This window comes from Exiguobacterium aurantiacum (assembly GCF_001766415.1).
Taxonomy (GTDB): Bacteria; Bacillota; Bacilli; order Exiguobacteriales; family Exiguobacteriaceae; genus Exiguobacterium; species Exiguobacterium aurantiacum_A.
Genome location: NZ_MKXO01000007.1, coordinates 40,605 through 63,362, shown reverse-complemented (window position 1 = coordinate 63,362; position 22,758 = coordinate 40,605). Strand labels below are relative to the sequence as shown.

The following is a 22,758-nucleotide window of genomic DNA, read 5'->3' as shown; positions in this document are numbered from 1 at the left end:
GTTTTCGCTACTTCGGTCATCCGCTAGGTGAACGTTGAAGATTTTACGTGACAGACGAACTTCCTGCCACAACCCTATATCTTCAGTTTTCAAGGAACGTGACACTTATTTTTTACCTGATTTCAGGAAGTTCAAACACGATGTCGAACGATTGACGTATCGAAAGACAAGCCTGGTTCGAAGGCGATTCATCTCCCACTTTCACTAGGGCTTCGCCAGCGTCGTTTAGAAGTGGGCGTATTCTCGCCTAATTTTGATAAATTGTGCCATCGTCAGGCGTCTCGGTGCCGACGATCAAGTGTAGCAACGTCGTTTTACCGCTGCCGTTCCGTCCGACGAGTCCGATCCGCTCGCCTGCGTTCACGTGAAGATTAGCATCAACTAAGACGGCATGGCCACCGAATTGTTTTTGAATGTGTTGCATGTCGATCAACATGTAAGTTCCTCCTAAAGTCGAGGCCTATCAAAAAAAACCGAGCGCAAACAAGCGCTCGGTAAGGAAGAGAGGCGCTTCGTCGTATTTTCAGCAATGTCTAAAACAGGACAGACGGGTCCTATGGTTAAGCAACATCGTGAAAAATCGCACGCAAAATGTACAAATGTTCAGTTGACCAGTGCGTACGTTCGACAAAGTTCACCTTTCTCCCTCCTTTCAATCATCGATACAACTAGTGTAAGCGATTTCTTGGGTTTCGACAACGCTTGAAAAACAGGAGTTCATTCGATGGACGTCGTATTAGTTAGGAATCAAAGGAGGGATGAAGATGCGCAAGGAATGGCTCGGTGCCATCAGTTTGGCGCTCGCCGCTAGTATTTGGGGCGGTATGTACGTCGTCAGTAAGTATGCGCTCGGGTTTATCGAGCCGTTCACGCTCGTCTGGATGCGCTACGCCGTCGCGTTCATCGTCTTGTTCGCGGCATGGTCGTTGTTTGGTCGTGAACAAGTGAGGCGCGAGGATTTGAAATGGATCACGCTCGTCGGTGTGATCGGTTACGTCGCCTCGATCTCATTCCAATTCATCGGCACGAAGCTGTCCGATGCCCACACCGGTTCACTCGTGACAGCAGCGACGCCGGCGTTCATGGTGTTGTTCGCCCGGTTGATTTTGAAAGAGCAGCTCACACCTGTCAAAATTGGGTCACTCGTCTTAGCGACGCTCGGCGTCATCATCGTCGTCGGCTGGCACGTCGATGGGACGTATTTGCTTGGCAGCCTCGTCTTGGTCGGTGCCGCCATCACCTGGGCGCTCATGTCCGTGTATGTCAAAGTCGCCTCGCAAACGGTCTCGTCTCTGACGATCACGACGTTCGCGATTGGGATCGCCTTCGTCTTGATGACACCGCTCATGGGGCTAGAAGTCGTGCAGTCTGGCGTTCCAGACATGACGAGCGTCCTTTGGCTCAGCGTTTTATACGTCGGCATCATCTCGACGGCCGGGGCGTTCTTCTTTTGGAACAAAGGACTCGAACTGATGGATGCGAGCGTCGGGTCGTTGTTCTTCTTCTTTCAGCCGCTCGTCGGAGGTTATCTCGGTTGGCTCGTTCTCGGCGAACAGCTCGACCGAAACTTTTTCATCGGCGCTGCCTGTATCGTCACGGCCGTCACCTGGTCGACACTCGTCGAACGGCGCCAAAAGCGTCGCCTCGACGTGACGGCTTCATACGAACGAAACATTTTATAACACGAACGGTCGGCCCAATGAAGGGTCGACCGTCTTTTTAAAATCCGTGGTCATCCAATTTGTCCTGGTCGCGCTTCATCTCGAGTTCGAGCCGCTGGATTGCCAGCTTTTCTTGCTCGACTTTGAGCCGCAGCTCCTCGATGCGGGCTTTGCGCGTCTTGATGATTGTGTCCGAGGCGATGGCGATGACGGCGATGATCATGATGTAGAAAAAGAAATCCATCTGATTTTTCCTCCTCTCAGCGTCTGCTGAACAAGTCTGTGACTAGTTGTTGGGTGAGCAACGCCTCGCGTCCGTCCGTCAAAATCGGGGTATCGTCAGTCAGCGCCGTGATGAAGTGATCGATTGCTCCTTGGAAGCCGCGTTGCGTGAGCAACGTATCCCACGAACCGAACGTCTCGGTCGAATGCGAGCCGTGTTCGAAGCGATGGAACGTCACCATTTCATCGACCGTCAACCGAAGTCCGTCCTTGATGGCGACGAGTCCTTCGTGATTGACGCCCGCCTTGCGGTGCATCGACGTCGTATGCAGGCCGTTTTCATCTTGCCAGACGTGACGTGCGAAATGGAGTCCGTTCGATGCGGTCGTCTCGATCTGTCCCGTCACGAGCCGTAAGTCGCTTCCGGCAAAATAGCGGAGCGTATCGACGACGTGCAAGTAATCGTCGAGTAACGTGAACCGGTAATCGTGTCCGCGCAATCCGTCCCCCCGGTGCTTGACGAAGTCGAGCGAGTGGAACGGGGCCGCTGCCTTCACTTGATTATACATCGGGGCGAAGCGACGGTTAAAGCCGACCATCAGCTTGCGGTTCGTACGTTCTGCCGTTTCGACGAGCCGTTCGGCCTGTTCGACGGTTGCGGCGAGCGGCTTGTCGACGTACACGTCGACGCCTTGCGCGAGTAAGTAGGAAACGACCTCGTAATGCGTCTCGGTCGAACTATGGACGAACGCTGCATCGACGGACGAGGCGAGCGAATCGAGTCCCGTGAACGATTCCATCCGATGTGCCCGACAAATTTCATCCCGTTTAGCCTGTGTCGGAGAGTAGGCGCCGACGAGTTCGAACGAGGTGCTGTTCGTCAAGATGGGCAAATACGCTTTTTGGGCGATGCCGCCGAGGCCGACGACACCGATTTTCGGTTTTCTCATATGTACCACTCCTTTCTCTCATCATAACGAAAAAAGAACCGGATGACACCTACGCTTCACGCGTAAAGTCATCCGGTTCTATGTCAGAGACTGGCACTTAACACGATGTCGCCCTCGGGTGTTTGATTGCCCCGTTCAGGCTCTTTCGTGACGGCGACCGTGTCCCAATCTGTCGCTGACTCGGTCGAGTCGAGCGTATAGATGACGGTACCGTTGCCTTTATCGTCTGTGACGAACGCACCGGTCGGAATCGGAGATTCGTCCTTGAGCAACCAGACTTGATACACTTCGTTCGCCTCGAGCGGTGCGAGGCCGTTCGTCTGGACGATGAGTTGGCGATCGCCGTCTTGTTCGGCCAAGTAGGCGACCCCTTCTGATTCGCCTTCGAGTGGCACCGTATCGGTCAAGGTAATCGCGGTCGGCTCGTCTTGATTCATCAACAGATAGCCGTTACCGACGAGTGAGAGGACGAGTGCGGCCGCGAGTGCGAGCGCTCCCCACGAAGACTTCTGCTTCTTACGGGTTTCCGTGAACGGTGTGACGGGAGCCGGTTCGGCTTTGACGAGCTTCGGTTCAGTTGTGTCTTCGGCAAAGACGTTGTCGAGGATGCGAGCCTTCATGCCGCTCGGTGGTTCGGTCGGCTCAGAGAGGAACGCGACGCCTCCGACGAGTGCCTCGAGTTGTTCGAGTTCTTCTTGGCACGTTTGGCATGTTGCTAAATGTGCCTCGAAGCGAATCCGTTCGTCTTCCGTTAAATGTTGGTTGAAATAGTCGATCAATTGGTCACAGGCGTTCATCGTTCCACCTCCTTATCTATATCGTCATGGGATAGATGTTTTCGTAACTGTTTCAGCGCTAATCGAATCCTTCCTTTTACGGTACCGAGCGGGATGTCGCACGCATCGGCAATTTTCTGCTGGCTGAGACCTTGGAAATACATGAGCCGGACGACTTTTTGTTGCTCGACCGGCAACTCGGCCATCGCCGTCTCGATTTGGGCCCGTTCTTCTTGCCACTCGACCTCGGTCTCGACAGAAGGGGACGGGGAAGGAATCGCTTCAGCATATGATTCATCGAGCTGTAAATCGGGTTTGCGTTTTCGAATCAAGTCGATCGTGACGTGTCGGCTCATCGTGAACAGCCACGATTTGAACTTGCCTTTCGACTCGTCGTACACACCGCCGCCGCGCCACAGCTTGATGAAGACTTCTTGCATCGCTTCTTCGGCGAGGTCGCGGTCTTTCGTCAGTTGCATGACGAACGCGTACAAGATTCGTTCGTAGCGGTCATATAGTGTTTCGAGCGCTTGCTTGTCTTTTTTCCTGACGCGCTCATACAATTCAATATCAGTCATGGCGTTCTCCTTTACAGAATTTGCGAACGGGAAAGCCCAATCCTTTAGTGGTGGGATGAACGTGAGCTTGATTTCGGAGTCCCGCTAGTCGGAATTTCAGAAATCAACAAGTATGATCTTATCCCAAGAAAATGTATCACTCTAATAAAATTAATGATACGATAAACGTATGAACAATTACAGAAGAACCAAAACCACCGTGTCGATGATCCAATATCATTTCGTGTTCTGCCCGAGGTATCGCCGAAAATTATTCGATGACGATACGTTCGAGCAACGATTCAAAGAGATCGTCCGTGACGTCTGCGAAGAGCTCGACATTCGACTCATCGCCATCGCGTGTGATCGGGACCACACACATCTATTCTTGTCGGCGTTGCCATCCCTCAGCCCGTCTGACATCATGGCGCGCATCAAAGGCGTCTCGTCGAAGCGACTACGAGAGGAGTTTCCCCATCTCACACATCTCACGAGTCTTTGGACGAGATCTTTCTTCGTGTCGACGGAGGGAAGCGTCTCCAGTGAGACCATCAAGCGTTATGTCGAGGAACAAAAAACAAGGGGGTGACACCGTGTCGCAGACATTGACGGTGAACATCAAACTTCGTCCGACAAAAGAGCAACAATCGATCTTAAAGCGGATGATGCGCACCTACATCGGCACGACGAACCAGCTCGTCTCGGACATGGTGCAAGCTCGAGAAAGCTTAAAGCTGACGAGCAAAAACGTGAGTTCCGACCTGCCCAGCGCCGTCAAGAATCAGGCCATCCAAGACGCGAAGAGCGTGTTCAGGAGGGCGAAGAAGAAGGACTTCCAGGTCGTCCCTGTCCTCAAGAAGCCGTACTGCACCTGGAACAACCAAAACTACTCGTTCGACTTCGAGTCGATCTCCTTCCCGATCATGATCGACGGAAAGGTCAAGAAGACGGCAATCCGCGCCGAGATGGTCGACCCGGACAACCGGAACGCCACGCTCCTCGCCAACAAGCTCGGAACGCTCCGCATCACGAAGAAATCGAACAAGTGGATCGCGCAGATCGCCGTCACGATCCTCACGACGGAGAAGGGGGGCACCAACGTGCTCGGGGTCGACCTCGGCCTGAAAGTCCCCGCCGTCGCATCGACAGATCGTGGCAAGGCGCGGTTCTTCGGGAACGGGCGTGAGAACAAGTATATGAAGCGCAAGTTTCGTGCGAAACGGAAAGAGCTCGGTCAACAGAAGAAACTGGATGCGATCAAGAAGCTGAACAACAAAGAACAGCGCTGGATGAAAGACAAAGATCACAAGGTGAGCCGTGAGATCGTCGACTTCGCGCAAGAGAACCATATTTCTGTCATCCGCCTAGAAAAACTGGCGAACATCCGACAGACGGCAAGAACAAGCCGTAAACACAACAAGAACCTGCACACCTGGTCGTTCTATCGCTTGGCATTGTTCATCGAGTACAAGGCAAAGCTCGAAGGGATCAAGGTCGAATATGTCAATCCGGCCTATACCTCCCAGACATGCCCTTCCTGCGGCGAACGAAACAAAGCGAAAGACCGGACGTACGCCTGTCCGTGCGGATTCAAAAAACACAGAGATCTAGTCGGTGCGATGAACATCCGATACGCACCTGTGGTCGATGGTGACAGTCGACCAGCCTGAGAACCTATAGGGTCTGTCTCAGGAGGGGTGATGGCACACCCTCATCTGAAGGCTCGGACAAAACAGAAATGGACTGCGTTCGCACAAGCACTTCGGAATCCCACTCATCCTGAAGGGATGGGCTTGCGGCTTTAGCCGTGGGAGTGTCAATCATGAAGGGAGTCCCTTGTATTGATCTAACGGATGAAACCGTAAAATGGATGCCTATTTGATATGACTATTTTGTGAACAGTCGTATGTAACCATCGTGTTCAACGTGAACACGTGGAAGTTGCATCCCCGATTTGACGGAAGAGTCGTAAATTCAAGTAGGTGAGCAGCTGATGTGTCGCGTAGCTGAAGAGCGCCGCCGTGACGAGTGTCATGACAAGCGCGGGCCCGTTTGACAGCGACTGATGCCAGAACGGATACGTCCGCACGCCGGACAAAAAGGCGAAGACGAGGGCGAAACCGATCAGGATTCCGCTATACTGACAGTAGTACCGACTTAATCGATTTTTCATGTCGCTCATTCCTTTCGTCCTTTTACTATACGAGATGGGGTATGACGACACAAGGAGGATGACCATGAAACGATTTACGAACGAGGGGCGGACGCTCGTCTGTTTTGATTTCGACGAGACGTATTTCCCGCATGCGTGTACGGCTGAACAGCTCGAGCACTTGCGGCGGCTTGAAGATTTTCTCGAGCAGCACTCCCATCGGTTTTCGACGATGTGGGTGACGGGGAGCTCGCTTGAGACGATTGCTGAGAAGGTGAGGCGGGCCGACATGCGCTACTTTCCGCATCGGATCGCCTCGAGCCTCGGGACAGAGTTATACCATGTCACAACTGCAGGAGAACTCGAGCTAGACTCGAACTTCCAGTCACTGTTCCCGTCTGATTTCTCTCGCCGTGTCGAACAGGTCGTGACTCACCATGCGCTCACGATTGAGCCGCAGACGAACATGGGGACGAACGCGTGGATGCACAACTATTATTACTTCGGTGAAGATGAAGTCGAGCTAGAGCGTATCCAAACGGCCGCTCGTGATTTTGGGATCGCGGTCAACGTCAGTCGCTGCAATCCGCTCGCCGGAGATCCCGTCGGGGCGTATGATATCGACTTCATCCCACGCGGAGCCGGGAAGACCGCCGCGGTCGATTACGTCTGTACCCGCTGTGCATTTCAAGTGGGCGAAGCGTATGCGTTCGGTGACAGTGGGAACGACTTGGCGATGTTGAAGCACGTCGGTAACGGATACGTCCTCGGCAACGGGACGGAGCAAGCCATGTCTGAGCACGATCGTGTGACCGCGGGAAGTTATGCGGAAGGAATACTAGAGGTGTTGATGCGGTTTGTGCAGGAGACACGGTCGCACTAGTTCACTTCATGCACTTTAAGCGAAACGGAGTGCCGATTGTTGCGCGCTCGCGAGCAAATAGGACCGAACCGTTCTCGTGGAAAAATCAAACGAGACGTGACTGTGCCAAAGTTCGGTGAACACGGTCACGAGGGCGGCTTCCGCCAAGTCAGGGCGTGTCGTCAAACGCAGTGTAACGGCGTATAAGATTCGTTCGTAACGGTCGTATAGGAGTTCTAAAGCGAGGGTGTCTTTTTGTTGGATGCGTTCGTACAATTCGTGGTCGGTAATAAATGACATTGTAAACTCCTTTAGAGGGTCCAGTTCTCTCATGTTTTGGTCGCGGTGGTCAATCGGCTAAATAAGTAATGGTTATATTTCACTAATCACCGTGCCGTAAACGGTTACTTTGACCGCGGAGCACATTCAAAAACACCCGAAGAACCGTTTGTGCGGGTCTTCGGGTGTTTTAGGTCAAAATGAATGATAGCAGTGGGGGCAAGTTTGGCTACTGCCCGGTGCCCGTTTGAACGTCTGTTTACAGTTCGGGCACGTGACGGTCTTGCTCTCTTGACCGAACAAGCTTCCGCGGTTGAATAAGACGTCTTTCAAGTTCGGCAACGCCTTGGCGGCAAAAATCATGGAAATAAATAAGAAGATGGCCAAAACGGCCAACATGACGTATGTCATGACGGGCGTACCCCTTTCACAAAAGATTCGTTTCTTCTAGCATACGGGAAATTACTCAAACGTACACCTTTAGATTAGAAACAAGAACAAATGTTCTGTATAATGAATGTAACAAAGGAGGGGGCAGGATGAAGGATGAAGTGACGCGTTGGATGCGGATGGGCCGGGTCGTCGAATTGATGTATGTGGATCGTCACGGGATCATCTCGAAGCGACGGGTCAAGTTGATGAAGCTACAAGGGGAACAAGTAATCGCATGGGACATCATGAAGCAAGCCCGGCGGACGTTTTGCATCGAGCGCATCCTCGCCTGCCTCCCGATGGTCGACCGGAAATTTGGAGGAGAAGAGGGAGTCGGATGACGCCACTCCCCAAATGTTCGGCGCCGGCAGAACGCGCACTGCCGCCTCTACTGATACGCTCGAACAACTCATGGCTTATCCGAGAATGAAGATCGCCGTGATGCATGGTGTCGGACCGAGTGTGTTTCGATTGTTAAAGAGTGCTTTCGCTGAACAAGGACTTCGGTTCACGGATAGCGAAATGAATTCCTAGTCCCGTTATGGGCTAGGAATTTTCTGGTTAGACGTATGTTTTCCTATGAAAGAGGGAAGTAATATATTTGTCATCTCTATTTCAGCCTAAAATCTAGTACCATGACGATAAGGTTTGTTAACCTAGCGACACCCATGAGAAAGGAAGTACACAGCATGAGGACGAAACATTTATCCGCCATTCTAGGAAATGAGATGGATGATATCGAATGTGATCCATGGGTGACCGGAATTGAAACAGATTCCAGAAAGGTCAGTCCAGGGAATTTGTTTATATGCATCCGTGGTTATACGGTGGACGGACATGAATTCGCCGAAGACGCTGTCTCTAAAGGAGCGAGCGCGGTGATTTCTGAATCTCCGCTTGACCTCGAGGTGCCAAACATTGTCGTTGCCGATACGAAACGAACGGCCGGAGTGGTGGCGAGCGCGTTTTACGACCACCCGTCCCATCGGATGCGAATTTACGGCGTCACCGGTACGAACGGGAAGACGACGACTGCTACGTTAACATATGATTTATTTCGTTTATCAGGACGTCCGGTCGGGATTGTCAGTACGATTGGAGCCCGTTATAAAGATAAGAAGTTAAAGACGCCTAACACGACGCCAGAAGCCGTCGTCTTGCACCGCATCTTGGCCGAAATGGCAGATGCCGGGGTGACCGACTGTGTCGTCGAAGTATCGTCGCACGCCATGATGGAAGGGCGCGTCGAAGGAGTCCGCTTCCATGCGGCGGCGTTTACGAACTTGACGCACGACCACCTCGACTACCACCGTTCAATGGATGAATACGCACGGGCGAAAGCGCGTCTATTCGAACAAGTTGAAACGACGGACGGCGACGCCATCATCTTGAACGCGGAAGACCCGGCGAGCGAGACGATGGCCGCATTCGCACCGACGCGGCGGAAAGTCATGTACAGTACGCACGCAGACGTCCCGGCCGATATTCAAGTCATCTGGCTAGGTCACACCGTCCGCATCAAAATGAACGCGATGACAATCGAAGCACCTGTTCACTTTATGGGATCGTTCAACGCTGCCAACTTGGCCGCGGCCATCGGTCTCGTCTCGACGTCGGAGCTCATGCTTCGCGCGATTATCGATAATGTTCCAGGGCTCACACTTCCGAAAGGTCGTCTCGAGCGGCTTGACACGGAAGATGCGGAGATTTATATCGACTACGCCCATACACCGGACGGGCTTGAAAAATGTCTGTCCACTTTACAAAAAGGGGAGCGGCAGCTCGTCGTCGTCTTGAGCGCGGCCGGAGACCGTGACCCGACGAAACGGGCTGAGATGGGACGCATCGCGAGCCGCTATTCGGACGATTTGATTGTGACGGTACACGATGTCCGAACCGAAAATCCGAAGCAGATCATCGACGGGCTGCTCGAAGGGGTCGACGCGGACACGCATTATGTGACGTTTGAAGCACGAAGAGACGCGTTGCACCACGCGGCCGTGCAAGCGCTCGACGGCAAGCGCATCGTCGTCGTCGGAAAAGGGCACGACCATGTCGAACGTGTCGGCAGCGAAGCGATCCCGTTCAATGAATCGGATATCTTGTTAGAAGAACTGAAAAAATTAAAAGGCCAAGAACCGGCCGTTTGAATTTCATTACCAAGCATACAGAAGAAGGGCTGAATCGTTGGATTCAGCCCTTCTTTGACGTTTAGTCGTTCATGCGGACGACGGTCCGGCCACTCAGCTCACCGCGCATCATCGCCTCGGCTTGACGCGGGACGTCATGGAGCGGGATCTCGTGCACCATCTGGTTGAGTACGTGCGGTTCGATCAGCTCGTGTAGACGCTCCCACGCCGTCACTCGTCTTGCGATCGGCTGCATGACCGAATCGATGCCGACGAGACGGACGCCTCGCAGGATGAACGGGTAGACGGTCGCAGGAAGTTCGTGCCCTCCAACTAGTCCACAAGCGGCGACGGTTCCTTCGTATCGGGTTTGGCTTAAAATATTTGCGAGTGTGTTACCACCGATCGAGTCGATCGCAGCATCGAACCGTTGGCGAGCGAGTGGTCGGGGGGTTCCTTCCAATTCACTGCGTGGTATTGTCTGTTCAGCACCGAGATCAGTTAAATAAGATGAATCTGTTTTTCCAGTCGAGGCAATGGCGTGATAGCCGAGTTTATGGAGCAAGGCAATCGAGAAACTTCCAACTCCTCCGGATGCTCCCGTGACGAGCACTTCTTGACCGGGATGAACGCCTTCGTGTTCGAGTGCCTCAATCGCGAACATGGCGGTCAGTCCGGGTGTCCCGATCGTGATGGCATCTCGCATGTTCATGCCTTCCGGTAATTTCACGAGCCAATTTCCTGGAACTTGTGCAAACTGGCTGAAGCCACCGAAATGACGCTCACCGATGCCAAAGCCGGTCGCGATGACTTCGTCCCCAGGCTTGAAATCAAGATGATCAGATTCGGTGACTTTCCCGACGAATTCGCAGCCTGGGATGAACGGATAATGGCTGACGATTTTGCCCGATCCGGTCAATCCGAGGGCGTCTTTGTAGTTGAGTGCCGAATAATGGACCTCGACGAGGACGTTGCCGTCCTCTTCTTTAGGTAGTGAGTCGAGCTCGACCTCAGTCACCTCGGAATGGAGTCGGTCGTCACGATTGTCGAGCACGAGTGCTTGAAATGAGTCGTTCATTGTAAATTGGCCCCTTTCTGTATGGCAAATCTGTTCCCTTTGTATCATTACCCACTCTGGAAAATATATACGCGAATGTTTCGTTATAACGAGGTGTGGAATGGTACAATGTAGTAGATTCAATTAGAGTGAGGAGGAATGAAGCATGCGGCACGACGACTATGAGTTTGATGAAGAAGTAGAAGTAGAAGAAGGCGAATTGTTCAACGTATACGACATTCTGCCACCAGATGGAACTATTCTCGAAATGGCGACTGCCGAAGAGATGGTCCGCGCGGCGGAGCTTGAAGCGACACATAACGCGCTCGAGCGAATCCAAGAATCAAACTTCCAGTTGTCAGGAGTAACGTTTAAAGAGTTACTGACAGAGTTCGAACGATACGAGCAAGAATCGATGGAATTCTGGACGGGCGTATATAGCCGACTGCGCATTCCATGGGCATGGACGATTCGAATCGATGTGGCCAATGGCCCGATTCACGTCGTCAATGATCGTGACATCTTTATCGATGAGGCAGACTTCGAAGAGTACGATTTTGAAGAGTTTGCCGATGATGACTTTGAAGATGAGACCGATAACCAAAACTGAATCCAAAACGTCTTTCCCTTATTCAGAAGGGAAAGACGTTTTTTTGACTTCGCTCATGTCCATACGCATACGCATCACTTCCGTGGCACCGAACCAGAGCCCGACGCTACACAGCAGGGACACACCGCTCACCAACGCTCCGACGATCGCGATATCTCCAATCATCGTGAACGATAGCACGAGGCTGAATATCCCGAAAAACAGCAATCCTCCCGCTATAGTCTTCATACATCACGCCACCCTTTCTCATTTGATTTGACTCTAGTGTAGCCGGTCAAACGAGACAGGGTTGGTCTATTTTTATACCTGGTTGAAAATTAGATGAGGTCGTGGATGGTATACGTTTTTCCATTGACAAACGGCTTGTCGATCAACTGCTCGACGAGGACGCGGCCGACCGTCTCAGGCGAGCGGAGTTTTCCTTCCGTCTCGTAAGCTTGAAACTGTTCGACATCTTGAAACGCTTCTCGTGAAGACGCGCGGATCGTCTGTTGCATGGATGTGTCCATCACGCCCGGGTTGAACAAGGCGAGGCGATGTCTCGTTCCTTCTAGTTCGAGCGCGACGGTCTCACTAAAGTGGTCGAGTCCAGCTTTCGTGCCGCAGTAGGCGCTCCACCCCGAGATCGGACGTTTGGCGGCACCTGACGTCACGTGGATGAGCGAGACGGGCACATCGTAAGCGAGGACGGCGTTCGTGATCAGCATCGGGGCGAGCAGATTCGCCTGAACGTGAGCGGTGAGCTGCTCCGTGTCGAGGTGGCCGGCCCGATGAATCGGTTCGATCAACGCCGCATTTTGGATGATGAGTAGCGACGTGGCGTCAGCGATGTACGGCTTGATTTGGTCAAGGGCTCGAAGTGTACTCGATACGTCGGATAAATCGACTTCGATATGTTTGAACGTTAAATCGCGTGATTGCGAGCGTGATAGGTTGATGACGTCGTAGTTTCGTCTCGACAGTTCTTCAGCGACAGCACGGCCGAGACCGCGTGACGCACCGGTGACAAGGGCAAGTTTCAAATAAATTCTCTCCTATTCGTGAATCGTTTTTCGAAAACCGTAGAAGGGGCGGAAGTTCAAGCGTTCATAATACGTATGCGAGGAAGCGCTCGCGAGCATCTCGAGTCGTGTCTCAGGATAGAGTGCATGGACGTGTGTCAATAACCGTTCCCCGAGGCCAAGCCGGCGGTGCGAAGCAGCGATGAGCAACTCGCACACGTAAAGGCTGACTTTTGTGTCGGTCAAACCGCGAAGATAGGCGATCACGTGTCCCGTTTCAGACTCGATGACGAAAGCGATGTTCGAGCGGCGCCATGCTTCTTTTGTCAACTCATCTTGACGAACGAGCTGGTGCCAGCCCTCAGCTTCGTTCAATGCTTGAATCTGTTCAAAATCTCGTTCATCGTAAAGACGGATGATCATCAAGACACACCCACTTTCACTTCAATCGCTTTCATCACATCAAACGCCCCCTCTGACTCGTTCGAACAGACGATCGAAATGACTTTTAAAGCAGGGTAATAGGCAGAATGGAAGCTGACACCGGGATCGTAGCCCATCACGTGATATTTGAATACATCTTCATTGGGTTCGAGTTGAATCCAGACGCCATACCCGTAATGTCCGCCCCGGTCATTGACGGTCACGTGAGGAGTCAACAATCGTGCTGTCATCTGTTGTCCGAGAAGACGGTGCCCGAGCAACGCGTCCCATAGTTTGGCCATGTCGGCCACCGTTACGAACGCCCCTCCGTCCGAACCGCCTTTGACGGGAATAGAGTACTGGTTCGTCCGCCATGAACCGTCCGGATTGTTGATGTAGCCGAGCGCTGTATCAGCAGGCAGGGCGTCAAGCGAGAAGTAACCGGAATCGGTCATGCCGGCCGGTGTGAAGATGAACTGTTCGATGTAATCCGAGAACGTCAATCCGCTCGCTTGTTCGACAATGAGACCGAGCAAAATGTAACCGGCGTTATTATAGTGGAATTCGCCGATTTCATGTTTCATTGACTGTTGCTGGAACATGGGCAAAAAGTCGCTCAATCGTCGTAGCTGATACATCGGCCGAACTTGCCATAACTCTTCAAAGTCGTCCATGACGGATTCATCAAAATAGTCCGGGATGCCTGACGTATGAGTGAGTAACGTTTCGACTGTCACACGTGTATCAAACTTAGGTAAATCAAGGGATAGACAGTCTCGGAGCAGCGAAGTGAACGCCAGCTTCCCTTGTTCGACGAGCTGACAGATGGCGATCGCCGTGAACAGCTTACAGCCAGAGGCGATCCCGAAACGAGTCACGTCACGGTTTGGCAGTCGTTCGGAACGATTCGCATATCCTTGTTGGCGTTCGATTAATAGGTCATGCTTTCGGACAGCGAGACATGTGCCTGAAAAAGCGGATGAGATTTCAAAATCTGACCAATTAGTATTCATGAGTGGACCTCCGACGTTTGGCTGTTCCTTTCCGTTTCTAAGTATGTAAATCATACCATTACACATTAACCTAAATAATGGAAAAATGATAGGTGTCATTCTTATGGTGAGGCGATTTTGCAGATGAAAAAACACCGTTCGAACTGATTCATTTCAGCAGGAACGGTGTTTTTGTAAAGAGGCAGGTCACCCGCCGCTCGCTTTTTCTTCGATCTCAGTTTCGGTCGTTCCAAGGTTGTTCAAGTACACCTCGTATCTCGGGAGCCAGTACCGGTACGATACCCAGACGAGACCGCTCGTCGCGGCGAACAATGTCAGCGTCGCTGGCCAGAACCAGCCCGAGACGATCCCGTCCGCATAGGCGAGACCGATCGGAGAGAAGACGAAGTAGACGAACACCATCGAGGCGACGAGGATGATTGACGTCGAGATCGCATGACGCCAAGGTTTCACCCGACCGAGGTCGATCCGGATCGGCTTGATTTGTTGCATCGGACGCAGTTTGGCGAACAACAACATGATACTCGTCTCGATGACGAACAAGATGCCGTAGATGTGGATGAAGTTGATGCCAAGGTCAAATCCGAACCATTGTTTCATACCCCAGACTAAGAAGTAGTACGTGATGACGTGGAAGCCGATGACGATTTTAGCGGCGATCGGCGGCACGCGCTTGACGAGCATGCCAATCAAGACGACGACGAGAATCGGGATGTTGAAGAAACCGGTGAAACGGCGAATCAAGTCCCAAAGACCGTCCGGCGCGTACATCAAGTTCGGTGCGACGAAGAACGAGACGAGCGCGACGAACGTCCCGAACCATTTGCTGACCCGGATCAAATCTTTGTCCGAGGCATCGGGTTTGAACTTCGGTTTATAAATGTCGAGCACGAACAGTGTGGCGATACTGTTCAGCAATGAGTTGAACGAACTGAACACCGCACCGAGCAAGACGGCGAGGAAGAAGCCCATGAGCCACGTCGGTAACAAGTCGGCGATCAAACTCGGATAGGCGAGGTCTGCCTTGTCCATGTTCGTGCCGTATAAGTGAAACGCGATGATGCCTGGAAGCAGCATAAAGATCGGAACGAGCAACTTCAAATAACCGGTGAAGAGGACACCTTTTTGTCCTTCGGCGAGGTTTTTAGCCCCAAGAGCCCGTTGAATGACATATTGATTCAACGCCCAGTAGAACAAGTTCGCGAAAATCATTCCGGTGAAGATGGATAGGAATGGCACCGAGTCGTTCGATGACCCGATCGCGTTCAACTTTTCAGGGCTCGACGTCGCGATCGTCTTCATTCCTTCGACGACGCTGCCGTCGCCGAGTGCGATAAAGCCGAGCGTCGGGACGAGGAAGCCGATGATGATGAGCCCGATGCCGTTGAGTGTATCCGACACCGCGACGGCGCGGAGGCCGCCGAAAATGGCGTAGATAGCGCCGATGATGCCGATGAACCAAATGACGAGCCAAAGTGACTGTTCAAAGCTGATCCCGAGCAGTTCGGGCACGTCGAAGAGCTGAAGGACCGCGAGGCCGCCGGAATAGAGCATCGACGGAATCGTGACGCACATGTAACCGAACAAGAACAAGAGGACGGTCAAGCGCCGGACGTCCTCGTCATAGCGTTGGCTTAAAAACTCAGGGATCGTCGTGATCCCGATGCCGAGAAAGCGTGGCAGTAGGAATAGTGCCATGATGATGGCGGCAATCCCGGCCGTCACTTCCCACGCCATCGCCGACATGTTGCCTGCGAACGACTGTCCGTTCAAGCCGATCAACTGCTCGGCCGATAAGTTTGTGAGCAGGAGCGACCCGGCGATGAAGAGACCGGTCAGCCCGCGACCAGCCAAGAAATAATCATCGGCGCTGTCGACTTTTCCTTTTGTCAGGCGATAGGATACGTAAGCGACGAGTCCCATGAATAAGGCTCCGGTCACTAATATGTATATAACTTGTTGAATCGTCACGATTTATCCCTCCTTGTATTACTTCTTATCTATAAGTACTTTTCGTAATTACCCGACTGGCACGATAATTATTTCCCATCATCGCTTTTGTAAACAAACCGTAACAAAGCTCACACGAAAAAAGACACCTGAAACGTCAGGTGTCAGAAAAAGCGAAGCAATGAAGTGGCGACAGTGAAGTAGATGATCAATCCGAGATTGTCCACGACCGTCGTGATGAATGGACCCGAGGCCACGGCCGGATCGAGTTTCAGGCGGTTGATCAAGAGTGGGACGAGTGTACCGACAATCGTGGCAACGCTCAGTGAGGCAAAAATCGACAAGCCGACGATCATGCCGATCAAGGCGCTATCGTACAGGACCGTGATGACCCCGAAAATAACGACCATACAGGCGAGTCCAAGCAGGACACCGGTTCCGAACTCCCGGCGAATCATCTTGGCGACATTTTTCCGGTTGATCGTGCCGAGTGCGATCGAACGCACGGCGACGACGAGCGACTGGGTGGCGGCGTTTCCGGCCGATCCCATGACGAGTGGCATGAAGACGGCGAGCAAAACGATCGTCTCGAGCGTATCTTCAAATCCACCGATCGTCGATGCGGTGATCATCCCGAGGAACATGAGGCTGATGATCCAAGGGGCACGTTTTTTCGCTGCCTCGACCGGTCCCATGTTGATGTCAGACGAGCCTTTCGTCGCGGACAGCTCTTCAAAGTCTTCGGTCGTCTCGCGTTCGATGACGTCCATGACGTCGTCGACGGTGATGATGCCGAGCAGGTGATCATCGCTATCGATGACCGGGAGCGCGAGCAAGTCATACTTTTGGACGGTTCGGGCCAAGTCTTCTTGATCGGCCATGACGTGGGCCGAAACGACCCGCCGCCCCATGATGTCAGCGATGAGATGGTCGAGTGGGGAGACGATCAAATCACGGAGCGACACAACGCCGACGAGACGTCGGTCTACATCGATTACATATAAATAGTAAATTGTCTCAGCTTCAGGACCGAGGTCACGCAACTCTTCGAGTGTCGCCCCGATCGTTTTGTCGGCCTGTAACACGATGAACTCGGTCGTCATGATGGCACCGGCCGTATCGTCCGGATAGCGCATCAAGTCTTTGACCTCGGTCGCCTCGGTCTCGTCCATCTGTTCGAATAGTTCGTTCATGAAATCGTCCGGAAGTTCGTTCATGAGATCGGCGGCATTATCCGAGAACATATCGTTTAAGACGCTGACCGCATATGGGCGTGGCATTTCTTGGATGAACTGCGGTTGTTCATCGAGCTCTAATTTTTCAAATAAATCGGTGTACTCTTCAGGTGATAAAGCGCTGTATACAAACGCCCGATCGGGTTGGTTAAGTTCGATGAAGATGTCGGCCTGTTCACCCGGGTGAAGTGTTAAAAACACGTCGCGGAAATCGACCGGATCCCCTTTTTGGATGAGCGCTGTCACTTGGGCTTCATGACGCGCGCGTTCTGTACGTTCGATGGCCATCGACTCACTTCCTTTTCTAAAGTCATTTTTCGTATCCTGTCGTTATCGTACCTTAATTTGAAAAGAAAAAATAATGGATTTTATTCACAGTTCATACATCGTGTATCCATCCTAACCGTTGCCCTCTCCTTGTTCATTGATTCACAACCGTTTGTTCATTCAGTTTGACTTATATTGTATCCATTTTTTTGTGAAATCGACCACAATCAGAACGTCGGAATTACCCGCCTCGGAATCGGGTAAGTTGATAATGTAAGGGTAGAAACACACCCGAATCACTAGGAGGAAGCGAGATGATATCGATGACGGATCAATTGACCGCACGGGATACAACGCTGAAACATCCGATTCACGTGTATTCAGAAATTGGTGAACTAAAGACTGTACTATTGAAGCGTCCAGGACGCGAACTTGAAAATTTGACGCCGGAGTATTTGGAACGACTCTTGTTCGACGACATTCCACATTTGCCGGTCATTCAAAAAGAGCACGACTACTTTGCGAGCGTGCTACAAAACCGGGGCGTCGAGGTGCTCTATTTAGAAAACTTGATGGCAGAGACACTATCGCTGCCTGGCGTACGTGAACGATTCGTCGCCGACATTCTTTCAGAATCAAAATCAAATATTAACGGTTCATACGAGACGCTCAAAGAGTATTTACTCGCTTATGATAACGAACAGTTGATCGAGACGGTCATGGCCGGTATCCGTAAAACCGAGATCAAGCGCGAAAAGCGCCGTCATCTGCACGAGATGATCGAGGACACGTATCCGTTCTTTCTCGACCCGATGCCGAACCTGTACTTCACGCGCGACCCGGCCGCGGCGATTGGGAACGGCTTGTCGATCAATCGCATGAAAGAACCGGCGCGTCGCCGCGAATCACTGTTCACGCAATATATTATGAGATACCATCCGCGCTTTGCGAAGCATGATATCCCGATCTGGTCGGATCGTGACTATCGGTTCGCGATGGAAGGCGGGGACGAACTCGTCCTATCAAAAGAAGTCGTCGCCATCGGGATATCGGAACGGACGACCGCCCAAGGAATCGAGCGCGTCGCCCTCAACTTGCTCGCGAACGGAGGCACGTTCAAGAAAGTCATCGCCATCGAGATTCCGAAGTCGCGTGCGTTCATGCACCTTGATACCGTCTTCACGATGGTCGACCACGATAAGTTCACGATCCATCCGTTCATCCAAGGACCGGGCGGCAAGATGAACATCTTCGAACTGACGTTGAACGCAGAAGGTGAGCTACACATCACGCAACACACTGATTTGTTGAAAGTGTTGAAATCAGCTCTCGGTCTAGAGGAAATCGTGTTGATCCCATGTGGTGGGGGCGACCCGATTGCTGCGGCGCGCGAGCAATGGAACGATGGGTCGAACACGCTCGCAATCGCCCCAGGTGTCGTCGTTACGTATGACCGGAACTACGTTTCGAACGAGCTGCTCCGTTCAGAAGGGGTCGAAGTCATCGAAATCATGTCGAGTGAGTTATCACGAGGCCGTGGAGGCCCACGTTGTATGAGTTGTCCAATTATCCGTGAAGATATTTAACGAGGAGGAGAAACACATGTCCACAACGTTCAACTTTGATTTGAAAGGTCGTCATTTTTTATCGCTTAACGAGTTTTCGCGGGACGAACTGAACTACTTGATCGACTTATCGGCAGCGTTCAAACGTCAAAAGAAACAAGGGATTCCCCACCGGATTTGTGAAGGCAAGAACGTGGCGCTCTTGTTTGAAAAACCGTCGACACGGACGCGCTGTGCGTTCACCGTTGCGGCAATCGACCTCGGCATGCATCCTGAATACCTCGGGAAATCGGATATCCAGTTCGGGAAAAAAGAATCTGTCCGTGATACGGCGATCGTGCTTGGACGCATGTTCGACGGCATCCAATTCCGTGGCTTCGCTCACGAAACGGTGGAAGGTCTTGCACGGGATGGCGGGGTCCCGGTTTGGAACGGTTTGACGGACTTGTATCATCCGACGCAAATTTTGGCCGACTTCTTGACCGTCAAAGAACAAAAAGGTGATTTGGCTGGCATTCGTTTCGTCTACGTTGGAGATGGACGCAACAATATGGGCAACACGCTGTTGATCGGTGGTGCCAAAGTCGGCATGGACATGCGAATCTGTGCGCCGAAATCGCTCTGGCCGTCTGACGAGGTCGTCGATTACGCGCGTTCGGTCGCGGCTGAAACAGGAGCACGCATCACCTTGACGGAGAGCATCGACGAAGCTGTCGCTGATGCGGACGTCATCTATACCGATGTGTGGGTATCGATGGGCGAAGAAGCTGAATATGAAGAGCGGATCAAGCTCCTTCATCCGTACCAAGTGAATATGGACATGGTCGAGAAGACCGGAAATAAAGACGTCATGTTTCTGCATTGCCTGCCGGCTTTCCACGATTTAGAGACCGAGGTCGGGCGAGCGATTCATGAACAATATGGGCTGAAAGAGATGGAAGTGACCGACGAGGTGTTCCGCAGCCGCCATTCATACGTGTTCGATCAGGCGGAAAATCGGATGCACACGATCAAAGCCGTCATGGCGGCGACACTCACCGATACGTTTGAATGGCTCGAACGCTGACGAACGAGGAGGCATGTCCTCCTCATTCGTACTAAACGAAAGGGATGAGTTATATGTCTACTAAATTAGATCATGACTCAAGTGGTTCGGCTGGTGCGAGTCCTGGTAAAAAAGATCAACGGTTAGGTCTTGGTGCACTGACAGCCCTCGTCGTCGGTTCGATGATTGGAGGGGGCGCCTTCAACTTGGCGGCCGATTTGGCCCAAGGCGCGAACGCCGGAGCTATTTTGATCGGGTGGGTCATCACCGGTATCGGGATTATCACGCTCGGTCTCAGTTTTCAGAACTTGACGATGCGTCGCCCTGACCTAGACGGCGGGGTATACAGTTACGCTCGCGCCGGCTTTGGCCAGTTCGTCGGCTTCAACTCGGCGTGGGGCTATTGGTTATCCGCTTGGCTCGGTAACGTCGCCTACGCCACACTATTGTTCAGTTCGGTCGGTTACTTCTTCCCGATCTTTGAAGGTGGTCAAAACATCGCCTCGATTATCGGCGCCTCCATCATGTTGTGGCTCGTGCACTCGTTGATTTTACGAGGCATCCACGAAGCATCGATGATCAACATCATCACGACAATCGCGAAACTCGTTCCGATTTTTGCCTTTATCACCATCACCTTGTTCTTCTTCAATATCGATAACTTCACGTTCGACTTTTGGGGCCAAGGCGGCTTCTCGTGGGGCAGTGTGAGAGACCAAGTCGTGTCGACGATGCTCGTCACGCTTTGGGTATTCATCGGTGTCGAAGGGGCGGTCGTCTTGTCGGGCCGGGCCCGTAAGCGCTCGGACGTCGGGAAAGCGACCGTCATCGGCTTACTCGGTACGCTCGTCATTTACTTGCTCATCTCGATCATGTCACTCGGATTGCTGAACCCTGAGAGCGTGGCGAACGCTTCGCAACCGGCGATGGCGTACTTGCTCGAATCGGCTGTCGGACCGTGGGGCGCGATGCTGATCAACGGGGGCCTCGTCATCTCGGTACTCGGTGCTTGGCTTGGATGGACGTTGCTTGCGGCGGAAATCCCATTTGTTGCCGGTAAAGACGGCGTCTTCCCGAAATGGTTCACGAAAGAGAATAAAAATAACGCACCGGCCAATGCGCTCTGGCTCACGAACGGGTTGATTCAGTTGTTCCTCTTCACCTTCCTGTTCTCAGACGCTGCTTATAACTTTGCGTTCTCACTCGCTTCGAGCGCCATCTTGATCCCGTATGCGTTCTCGGCGTTCTACCAAGTCAAAGTCGCCAAAAACGGGCTCGGCTATAATGTTGGCGAACGTCGGACGCGTGACCTTATTATCGGTGCGGTCGCCTCGATTTACGGGATTTGGCTGATCTACGCGGCCGGTATCGACTATTTACTGCTCACGACACTTCTGTATGCACCAGGGACGTTGCTCTATATTAAAGCGCAGCGTGAGAACGGAATTAAGACGTTGACGAAAACCGAATGGATCGTGGCTGGTATCTTGACCGGACTCGCGATCTTGGCAGTCGTACGGATTGTATCAGGCAACATCTCAGTCATATGATCGGGGGAATCGAGCATGCGTAACAAACGAGTAGTCATCGCCTTAGGCGGGAATGCGATTCAACAAGGAAAAGATGCGACGGCGGGCGCTCAAATTCGGGCCGTCGAGGCGACGGCCCAGTCGTTGGTCGCCCTTATCGAAGAAGGCGTCGACGTCATCATCACGCACGGGAACGGTCCGCAAGTCGGAAACTTGATTTTGCAACAGGCGGCCGCGGACAGTGCGGCGACGCCGGCGATGCCGCTCGACGTCTGTGGAGCGATGACGCAAGGGATGATTGGGTATTGGTTCGAGAACGCCCTCACGAAGGCGCTTCGGTCGCGCGGTCTCGAACGTTCCGTCGCCCCGATCGTGACGCGGTGTGTCGTCGATCCGAACGACAGTGCCTTCAGTCACCCGACGAAGCCGATCGGTCCCTTCTATTCAGAAGCGGAAGCGTCGGTGCTCGAACGGTCGACGGGTCACGTGTTCAAAGAAGATGCGGGCCGCGGTTATCGCCGCGTCGTACCAAGTCCGTACCCGACAGCGATTTGTGAGCATACGGTCATCCGTGACCTCGTCGACAACGGCCACATCGTCGTCGCGTCCGGCGGTGGCGGGATTCCCGTCATCGACACGCCAGACGGATACGTCGGGGTCGAGGCGGTCATCGATAAAGACTTTGCCGCCGCGAAGCTCGCGGAACTCGTCGAAGCGGACATGTTGCTCATCTTGACGGCCGTCGAGCACGTCTACGTCAATTTCGGGACGACCGAGGAAGCCGCGTTAACCGAAACGACGAACGAGCAACTCGAGACGTATATCGCCGAAGGTCAGTTCGCACCGGGCAGCATGTTACCGAAAGTTCGGGCCGCCTTGCAGTTTGCCGAGTCGGGAACGGGACGCGTATCCGTCATCACGTCGCTCGAGCAGGCGCACGCTGCTGTCCGAGGAGACGTTGGGACGAGAGTCCGGCTCGCCGCGACGCTCCAACAATGATCAACGCCGTAGACATCTCGTCTACGGTTTTTTTTTGTGCATAA

General features: G+C 52.8%; 26 protein-coding genes. 11 read left to right on the top strand and 15 right to left on the bottom strand.

What is annotated here, in order from left to right:
• Positions 1-247: 247 nt before the first annotated feature.
• Positions 248-436 (bottom strand): ATP-binding cassette domain-containing protein, encoded by a 189-nt coding sequence (locus BJU60_RS12465; protein ID WP_070329173.1) that lies wholly within the window; start codon positions 434-436, stop codon positions 248-250.
• A 328-nt stretch (positions 437-764) separates the two neighbouring features.
• Between BJU60_RS12465 and BJU60_RS12460 the strand changes: the two genes are divergently transcribed.
• A complete protein-coding gene (locus BJU60_RS12460; RefSeq protein WP_070329172.1) occupies positions 765-1,682 on the top strand; it encodes a DMT family transporter in 918 nt (305 codons plus the stop codon).
• Positions 1,683-1,719: 37 nt separating this feature from the next.
• Here the strand turns inward: BJU60_RS12460 and BJU60_RS12455 are convergent, their stop codons facing one another.
• The 4 genes from BJU60_RS12455 to BJU60_RS12440 all read right to left on the bottom strand — a co-directional run bounded on the left by BJU60_RS12455 (position 1,720) and on the right by BJU60_RS12440 (position 4,187).
• On the bottom strand, positions 1,720-1,905 hold the full coding sequence (locus BJU60_RS12455; RefSeq protein WP_070329171.1) for a hypothetical protein: 186 nt from the start codon (positions 1,903-1,905) through the stop codon (positions 1,720-1,722).
• A gap of 16 nt (positions 1,906-1,921) precedes the next feature.
• A complete protein-coding gene (locus tag BJU60_RS12450; protein WP_070329170.1) occupies positions 1,922-2,833 on the bottom strand; it encodes a Gfo/Idh/MocA family protein in 912 nt (303 codons plus the stop codon).
• Positions 2,834-2,916: 83 nt separating this feature from the next.
• Positions 2,917-3,630: an anti-sigma factor gene (locus BJU60_RS12445; RefSeq protein WP_070329169.1), complete on the bottom strand. Its 714-nt coding sequence runs from the start codon at positions 3,628-3,630 to the stop codon at positions 2,917-2,919.
• Positions 3,627-4,187 (bottom strand): RNA polymerase sigma factor, encoded by a 561-nt coding sequence (locus BJU60_RS12440; protein ID WP_070329168.1) that lies wholly within the window; start codon positions 4,185-4,187, stop codon positions 3,627-3,629. Before BJU60_RS12440 ends, BJU60_RS12445 begins: the two co-directional genes overlap by 4 nt.
• A gap of 169 nt (positions 4,188-4,356) precedes the next feature.
• On the opposite strand from BJU60_RS12440, the gene tnpA reads away from it, so the two are divergent.
• Together tnpA and BJU60_RS12435 are read left to right on the top strand one after the other, a co-directional pair.
• On the top strand, positions 4,357-4,755 hold the full coding sequence (gene tnpA, locus BJU60_RS15055) for an IS200/IS605 family transposase (RefSeq protein ID WP_083274143.1): 399 nt from the start codon (positions 4,357-4,359) through the stop codon (positions 4,753-4,755).
• A 4-nt stretch (positions 4,756-4,759) separates the two neighbouring features.
• A complete protein-coding gene (locus BJU60_RS12435; RefSeq protein ID WP_070329167.1) occupies positions 4,760-5,836 on the top strand; it encodes an RNA-guided endonuclease InsQ/TnpB family protein in 1,077 nt (358 codons plus the stop codon).
• 251 nt (positions 5,837-6,087) lie between these two features.
• Here the strand turns inward: BJU60_RS12435 and BJU60_RS12430 are convergent, their stop codons facing one another.
• A complete protein-coding gene (locus BJU60_RS12430; RefSeq protein WP_070329166.1) occupies positions 6,088-6,339 on the bottom strand; it encodes a hypothetical protein in 252 nt (83 codons plus the stop codon).
• 64 nt (positions 6,340-6,403) lie between these two features.
• On the opposite strand from BJU60_RS12430, the gene BJU60_RS12425 reads away from it, so the two are divergent.
• A complete protein-coding gene (locus BJU60_RS12425) occupies positions 6,404-7,201 on the top strand; it encodes an HAD-IIB family hydrolase (RefSeq protein WP_167615745.1) in 798 nt (265 codons plus the stop codon).
• A 15-nt stretch (positions 7,202-7,216) separates the two neighbouring features.
• Here BJU60_RS12425 and BJU60_RS12420 read toward each other — a convergent pair whose 3' ends face one another.
• Positions 7,217-7,480 (bottom strand): hypothetical protein, encoded by a 264-nt coding sequence (locus BJU60_RS12420; protein ID WP_070329165.1) that lies wholly within the window; start codon positions 7,478-7,480, stop codon positions 7,217-7,219.
• A gap of 174 nt (positions 7,481-7,654) precedes the next feature.
• The gene (locus tag BJU60_RS12415) at positions 7,655-7,870 is read right to left on the bottom strand and encodes a zinc-ribbon domain-containing protein (RefSeq protein ID WP_236636574.1); all 216 of its coding nucleotides are present in this window, start codon (positions 7,868-7,870) and stop codon (positions 7,655-7,657) included.
• A 128-nt stretch (positions 7,871-7,998) separates the two neighbouring features.
• Between BJU60_RS12415 and BJU60_RS12410 the strand changes: the two genes are divergently transcribed.
• Positions 7,999-8,232 (top strand): hypothetical protein, encoded by a 234-nt coding sequence (locus BJU60_RS12410; protein WP_070329164.1) that lies wholly within the window; start codon positions 7,999-8,001, stop codon positions 8,230-8,232.
• A gap of 294 nt (positions 8,233-8,526) precedes the next feature.
• Complete coding sequence (locus BJU60_RS12400; protein ID WP_328591040.1) at positions 8,527-10,041, top strand: UDP-N-acetylmuramoyl-L-alanyl-D-glutamate--2,6-diaminopimelate ligase; 1,515 nt, start codon at positions 8,527-8,529, stop codon at positions 10,039-10,041.
• Between the two features lie 61 nt (positions 10,042-10,102).
• Here BJU60_RS12400 and BJU60_RS12395 read toward each other — a convergent pair whose 3' ends face one another.
• Positions 10,103-11,098: an MDR family oxidoreductase gene (locus BJU60_RS12395; RefSeq protein ID WP_070329161.1), complete on the bottom strand. Its 996-nt coding sequence runs from the start codon at positions 11,096-11,098 to the stop codon at positions 10,103-10,105.
• Positions 11,099-11,243: 145 nt separating this feature from the next.
• Between BJU60_RS12395 and BJU60_RS12390 the strand changes: the two genes are divergently transcribed.
• A complete protein-coding gene (locus tag BJU60_RS12390; RefSeq protein ID WP_070329160.1) occupies positions 11,244-11,687 on the top strand; it encodes a hypothetical protein in 444 nt (147 codons plus the stop codon).
• A gap of 18 nt (positions 11,688-11,705) precedes the next feature.
• Here BJU60_RS12390 and BJU60_RS12385 read toward each other — a convergent pair whose 3' ends face one another.
• The 6 genes from BJU60_RS12385 to mgtE all read right to left on the bottom strand — a co-directional run bounded on the left by BJU60_RS12385 (position 11,706) and on the right by mgtE (position 17,597).
• On the bottom strand, positions 11,706-11,915 hold the full coding sequence (locus tag BJU60_RS12385) for a hypothetical protein (RefSeq protein WP_070329159.1): 210 nt from the start codon (positions 11,913-11,915) through the stop codon (positions 11,706-11,708).
• 89 nt (positions 11,916-12,004) lie between these two features.
• Positions 12,005-12,709 (bottom strand): SDR family NAD(P)-dependent oxidoreductase, encoded by a 705-nt coding sequence (locus tag BJU60_RS12380; RefSeq protein ID WP_070329158.1) that lies wholly within the window; start codon positions 12,707-12,709, stop codon positions 12,005-12,007.
• A gap of 12 nt (positions 12,710-12,721) precedes the next feature.
• Positions 12,722-13,111, bottom strand: coding sequence for a GNAT family N-acetyltransferase (locus tag BJU60_RS12375; protein ID WP_070329157.1), 390 nt, complete (start codon positions 13,109-13,111; stop codon positions 12,722-12,724).
• A complete protein-coding gene (locus BJU60_RS12370) occupies positions 13,111-14,124 on the bottom strand; it encodes a serine hydrolase domain-containing protein (protein ID WP_070329156.1) in 1,014 nt (337 codons plus the stop codon). Before BJU60_RS12370 ends, BJU60_RS12375 begins: the two co-directional genes overlap by 1 nt.
• Positions 14,125-14,310: 186 nt before the next feature.
• Entirely contained in the window at positions 14,311-16,095 is a 1,785-nt protein-coding gene (locus tag BJU60_RS12365; RefSeq protein WP_070329155.1) for a solute:sodium symporter family transporter, read from the bottom strand.
• A 143-nt stretch (positions 16,096-16,238) separates the two neighbouring features.
• Positions 16,239-17,597 carry a magnesium transporter gene (mgtE, locus tag BJU60_RS12360; RefSeq protein ID WP_070329154.1) on the bottom strand — a complete coding sequence of 453 codons (1,359 nt, stop codon included), beginning with the start codon at positions 17,595-17,597 and terminating at the stop codon, positions 16,239-16,241.
• A 335-nt stretch (positions 17,598-17,932) separates the two neighbouring features.
• Here mgtE and arcA point away from each other — a divergent pair, with 335 nt between their 5' ends.
• Genes arcA through arcC form a run of 4 tightly spaced genes read left to right on the top strand, consistent with a single transcriptional unit; the run spans position 17,933 to position 22,714 of the window.
• The gene (arcA, locus tag BJU60_RS12355) at positions 17,933-19,162 is read left to right on the top strand and encodes an arginine deiminase (protein WP_070329178.1); all 1,230 of its coding nucleotides are present in this window, start codon (positions 17,933-17,935) and stop codon (positions 19,160-19,162) included.
• Positions 19,163-19,178: 16 nt separating this feature from the next.
• Positions 19,179-20,207: an ornithine carbamoyltransferase gene (gene argF / locus BJU60_RS12350; protein ID WP_070329153.1), complete on the top strand. Its 1,029-nt coding sequence runs from the start codon at positions 19,179-19,181 to the stop codon at positions 20,205-20,207.
• Positions 20,208-20,260: 53 nt separating this feature from the next.
• Positions 20,261-21,736, top strand: a complete 1,476-nt coding sequence (gene arcD, locus BJU60_RS12345; protein ID WP_070329177.1) for an arginine-ornithine antiporter — start codon at positions 20,261-20,263, stop codon at positions 21,734-21,736.
• A gap of 15 nt (positions 21,737-21,751) precedes the next feature.
• Positions 21,752-22,714, top strand: coding sequence for a carbamate kinase (arcC, locus tag BJU60_RS12340; RefSeq protein ID WP_070329152.1), 963 nt, complete (start codon positions 21,752-21,754; stop codon positions 22,712-22,714).
• Positions 22,715-22,758: the final 44 nt, after the last annotated feature.

What these genes read in the sequence shown, in the direction of transcription:
- BJU60_RS12465 (WP_070329173.1), bottom strand. Translation starts at nt 436, where the DNA reads ATGTTGATCGACATGCAACACATTCAAAAACAATTCGGTGGCCATGCC.
- BJU60_RS12460 (WP_070329172.1), top strand. Translation starts at nt 765, where the DNA reads ATGCGCAAGGAATGGCTCGGTGCCATCAGTTTGGCGCTCGCCGCTAGT.
- BJU60_RS12455 (WP_070329171.1), bottom strand. Translation starts at nt 1,905, where the DNA reads ATGGATTTCTTTTTCTACATCATGATCATCGCCGTCATCGCCATCGCC.
- BJU60_RS12450 (WP_070329170.1), bottom strand. Translation starts at nt 2,833, where the DNA reads ATGAGAAAACCGAAAATCGGTGTCGTCGGCCTCGGCGGCATCGCCCAA.
- BJU60_RS12445 (WP_070329169.1), bottom strand. Translation starts at nt 3,630, where the DNA reads ATGAACGCCTGTGACCAATTGATCGACTATTTCAACCAACATTTAACG.
- BJU60_RS12440 (WP_070329168.1), bottom strand. Translation starts at nt 4,187, where the DNA reads ATGACTGATATTGAATTGTATGAGCGCGTCAGGAAAAAAGACAAGCAA.
- tnpA (WP_083274143.1), top strand. Translation starts at nt 4,357, where the DNA reads ATGAACAATTACAGAAGAACCAAAACCACCGTGTCGATGATCCAATAT.
- BJU60_RS12430 (WP_070329166.1), bottom strand. Translation starts at nt 6,339, where the DNA reads ATGAAAAATCGATTAAGTCGGTACTACTGTCAGTATAGCGGAATCCTG.
- BJU60_RS12425 (WP_167615745.1), top strand. Translation starts at nt 6,404, where the DNA reads ATGAAACGATTTACGAACGAGGGGCGGACGCTCGTCTGTTTTGATTTC.
- BJU60_RS12420 (WP_070329165.1), bottom strand. Translation starts at nt 7,480, where the DNA reads ATGTCATTTATTACCGACCACGAATTGTACGAACGCATCCAACAAAAA.
- BJU60_RS12415 (WP_236636574.1), bottom strand. Translation starts at nt 7,870, where the DNA reads ATGACATACGTCATGTTGGCCGTTTTGGCCATCTTCTTATTTATTTCC.
- BJU60_RS12410 (WP_070329164.1), top strand. Translation starts at nt 7,999, where the DNA reads ATGAAGGATGAAGTGACGCGTTGGATGCGGATGGGCCGGGTCGTCGAA.
- BJU60_RS12400 (WP_328591040.1), top strand. Translation starts at nt 8,527, where the DNA reads ATGACGATAAGGTTTGTTAACCTAGCGACACCCATGAGAAAGGAAGTA.
- BJU60_RS12395 (WP_070329161.1), bottom strand. Translation starts at nt 11,098, where the DNA reads ATGAACGACTCATTTCAAGCACTCGTGCTCGACAATCGTGACGACCGA.
- BJU60_RS12390 (WP_070329160.1), top strand. Translation starts at nt 11,244, where the DNA reads ATGCGGCACGACGACTATGAGTTTGATGAAGAAGTAGAAGTAGAAGAA.
- BJU60_RS12385 (WP_070329159.1), bottom strand. Translation starts at nt 11,915, where the DNA reads ATGAAGACTATAGCGGGAGGATTGCTGTTTTTCGGGATATTCAGCCTC.
- BJU60_RS12375 (WP_070329157.1), bottom strand. Translation starts at nt 13,111, where the DNA reads ATGATCATCCGTCTTTACGATGAACGAGATTTTGAACAGATTCAAGCA.
- BJU60_RS12370 (WP_070329156.1), bottom strand. Translation starts at nt 14,124, where the DNA reads ATGAATACTAATTGGTCAGATTTTGAAATCTCATCCGCTTTTTCAGGC.
- mgtE (WP_070329154.1), bottom strand. Translation starts at nt 17,597, where the DNA reads ATGGCCATCGAACGTACAGAACGCGCGCGTCATGAAGCCCAAGTGACA.
- argF (WP_070329153.1), top strand. Translation starts at nt 19,179, where the DNA reads ATGTCCACAACGTTCAACTTTGATTTGAAAGGTCGTCATTTTTTATCG.
- arcD (WP_070329177.1), top strand. Translation starts at nt 20,261, where the DNA reads ATGTCTACTAAATTAGATCATGACTCAAGTGGTTCGGCTGGTGCGAGT.
- arcC (WP_070329152.1), top strand. Translation starts at nt 21,752, where the DNA reads ATGCGTAACAAACGAGTAGTCATCGCCTTAGGCGGGAATGCGATTCAA.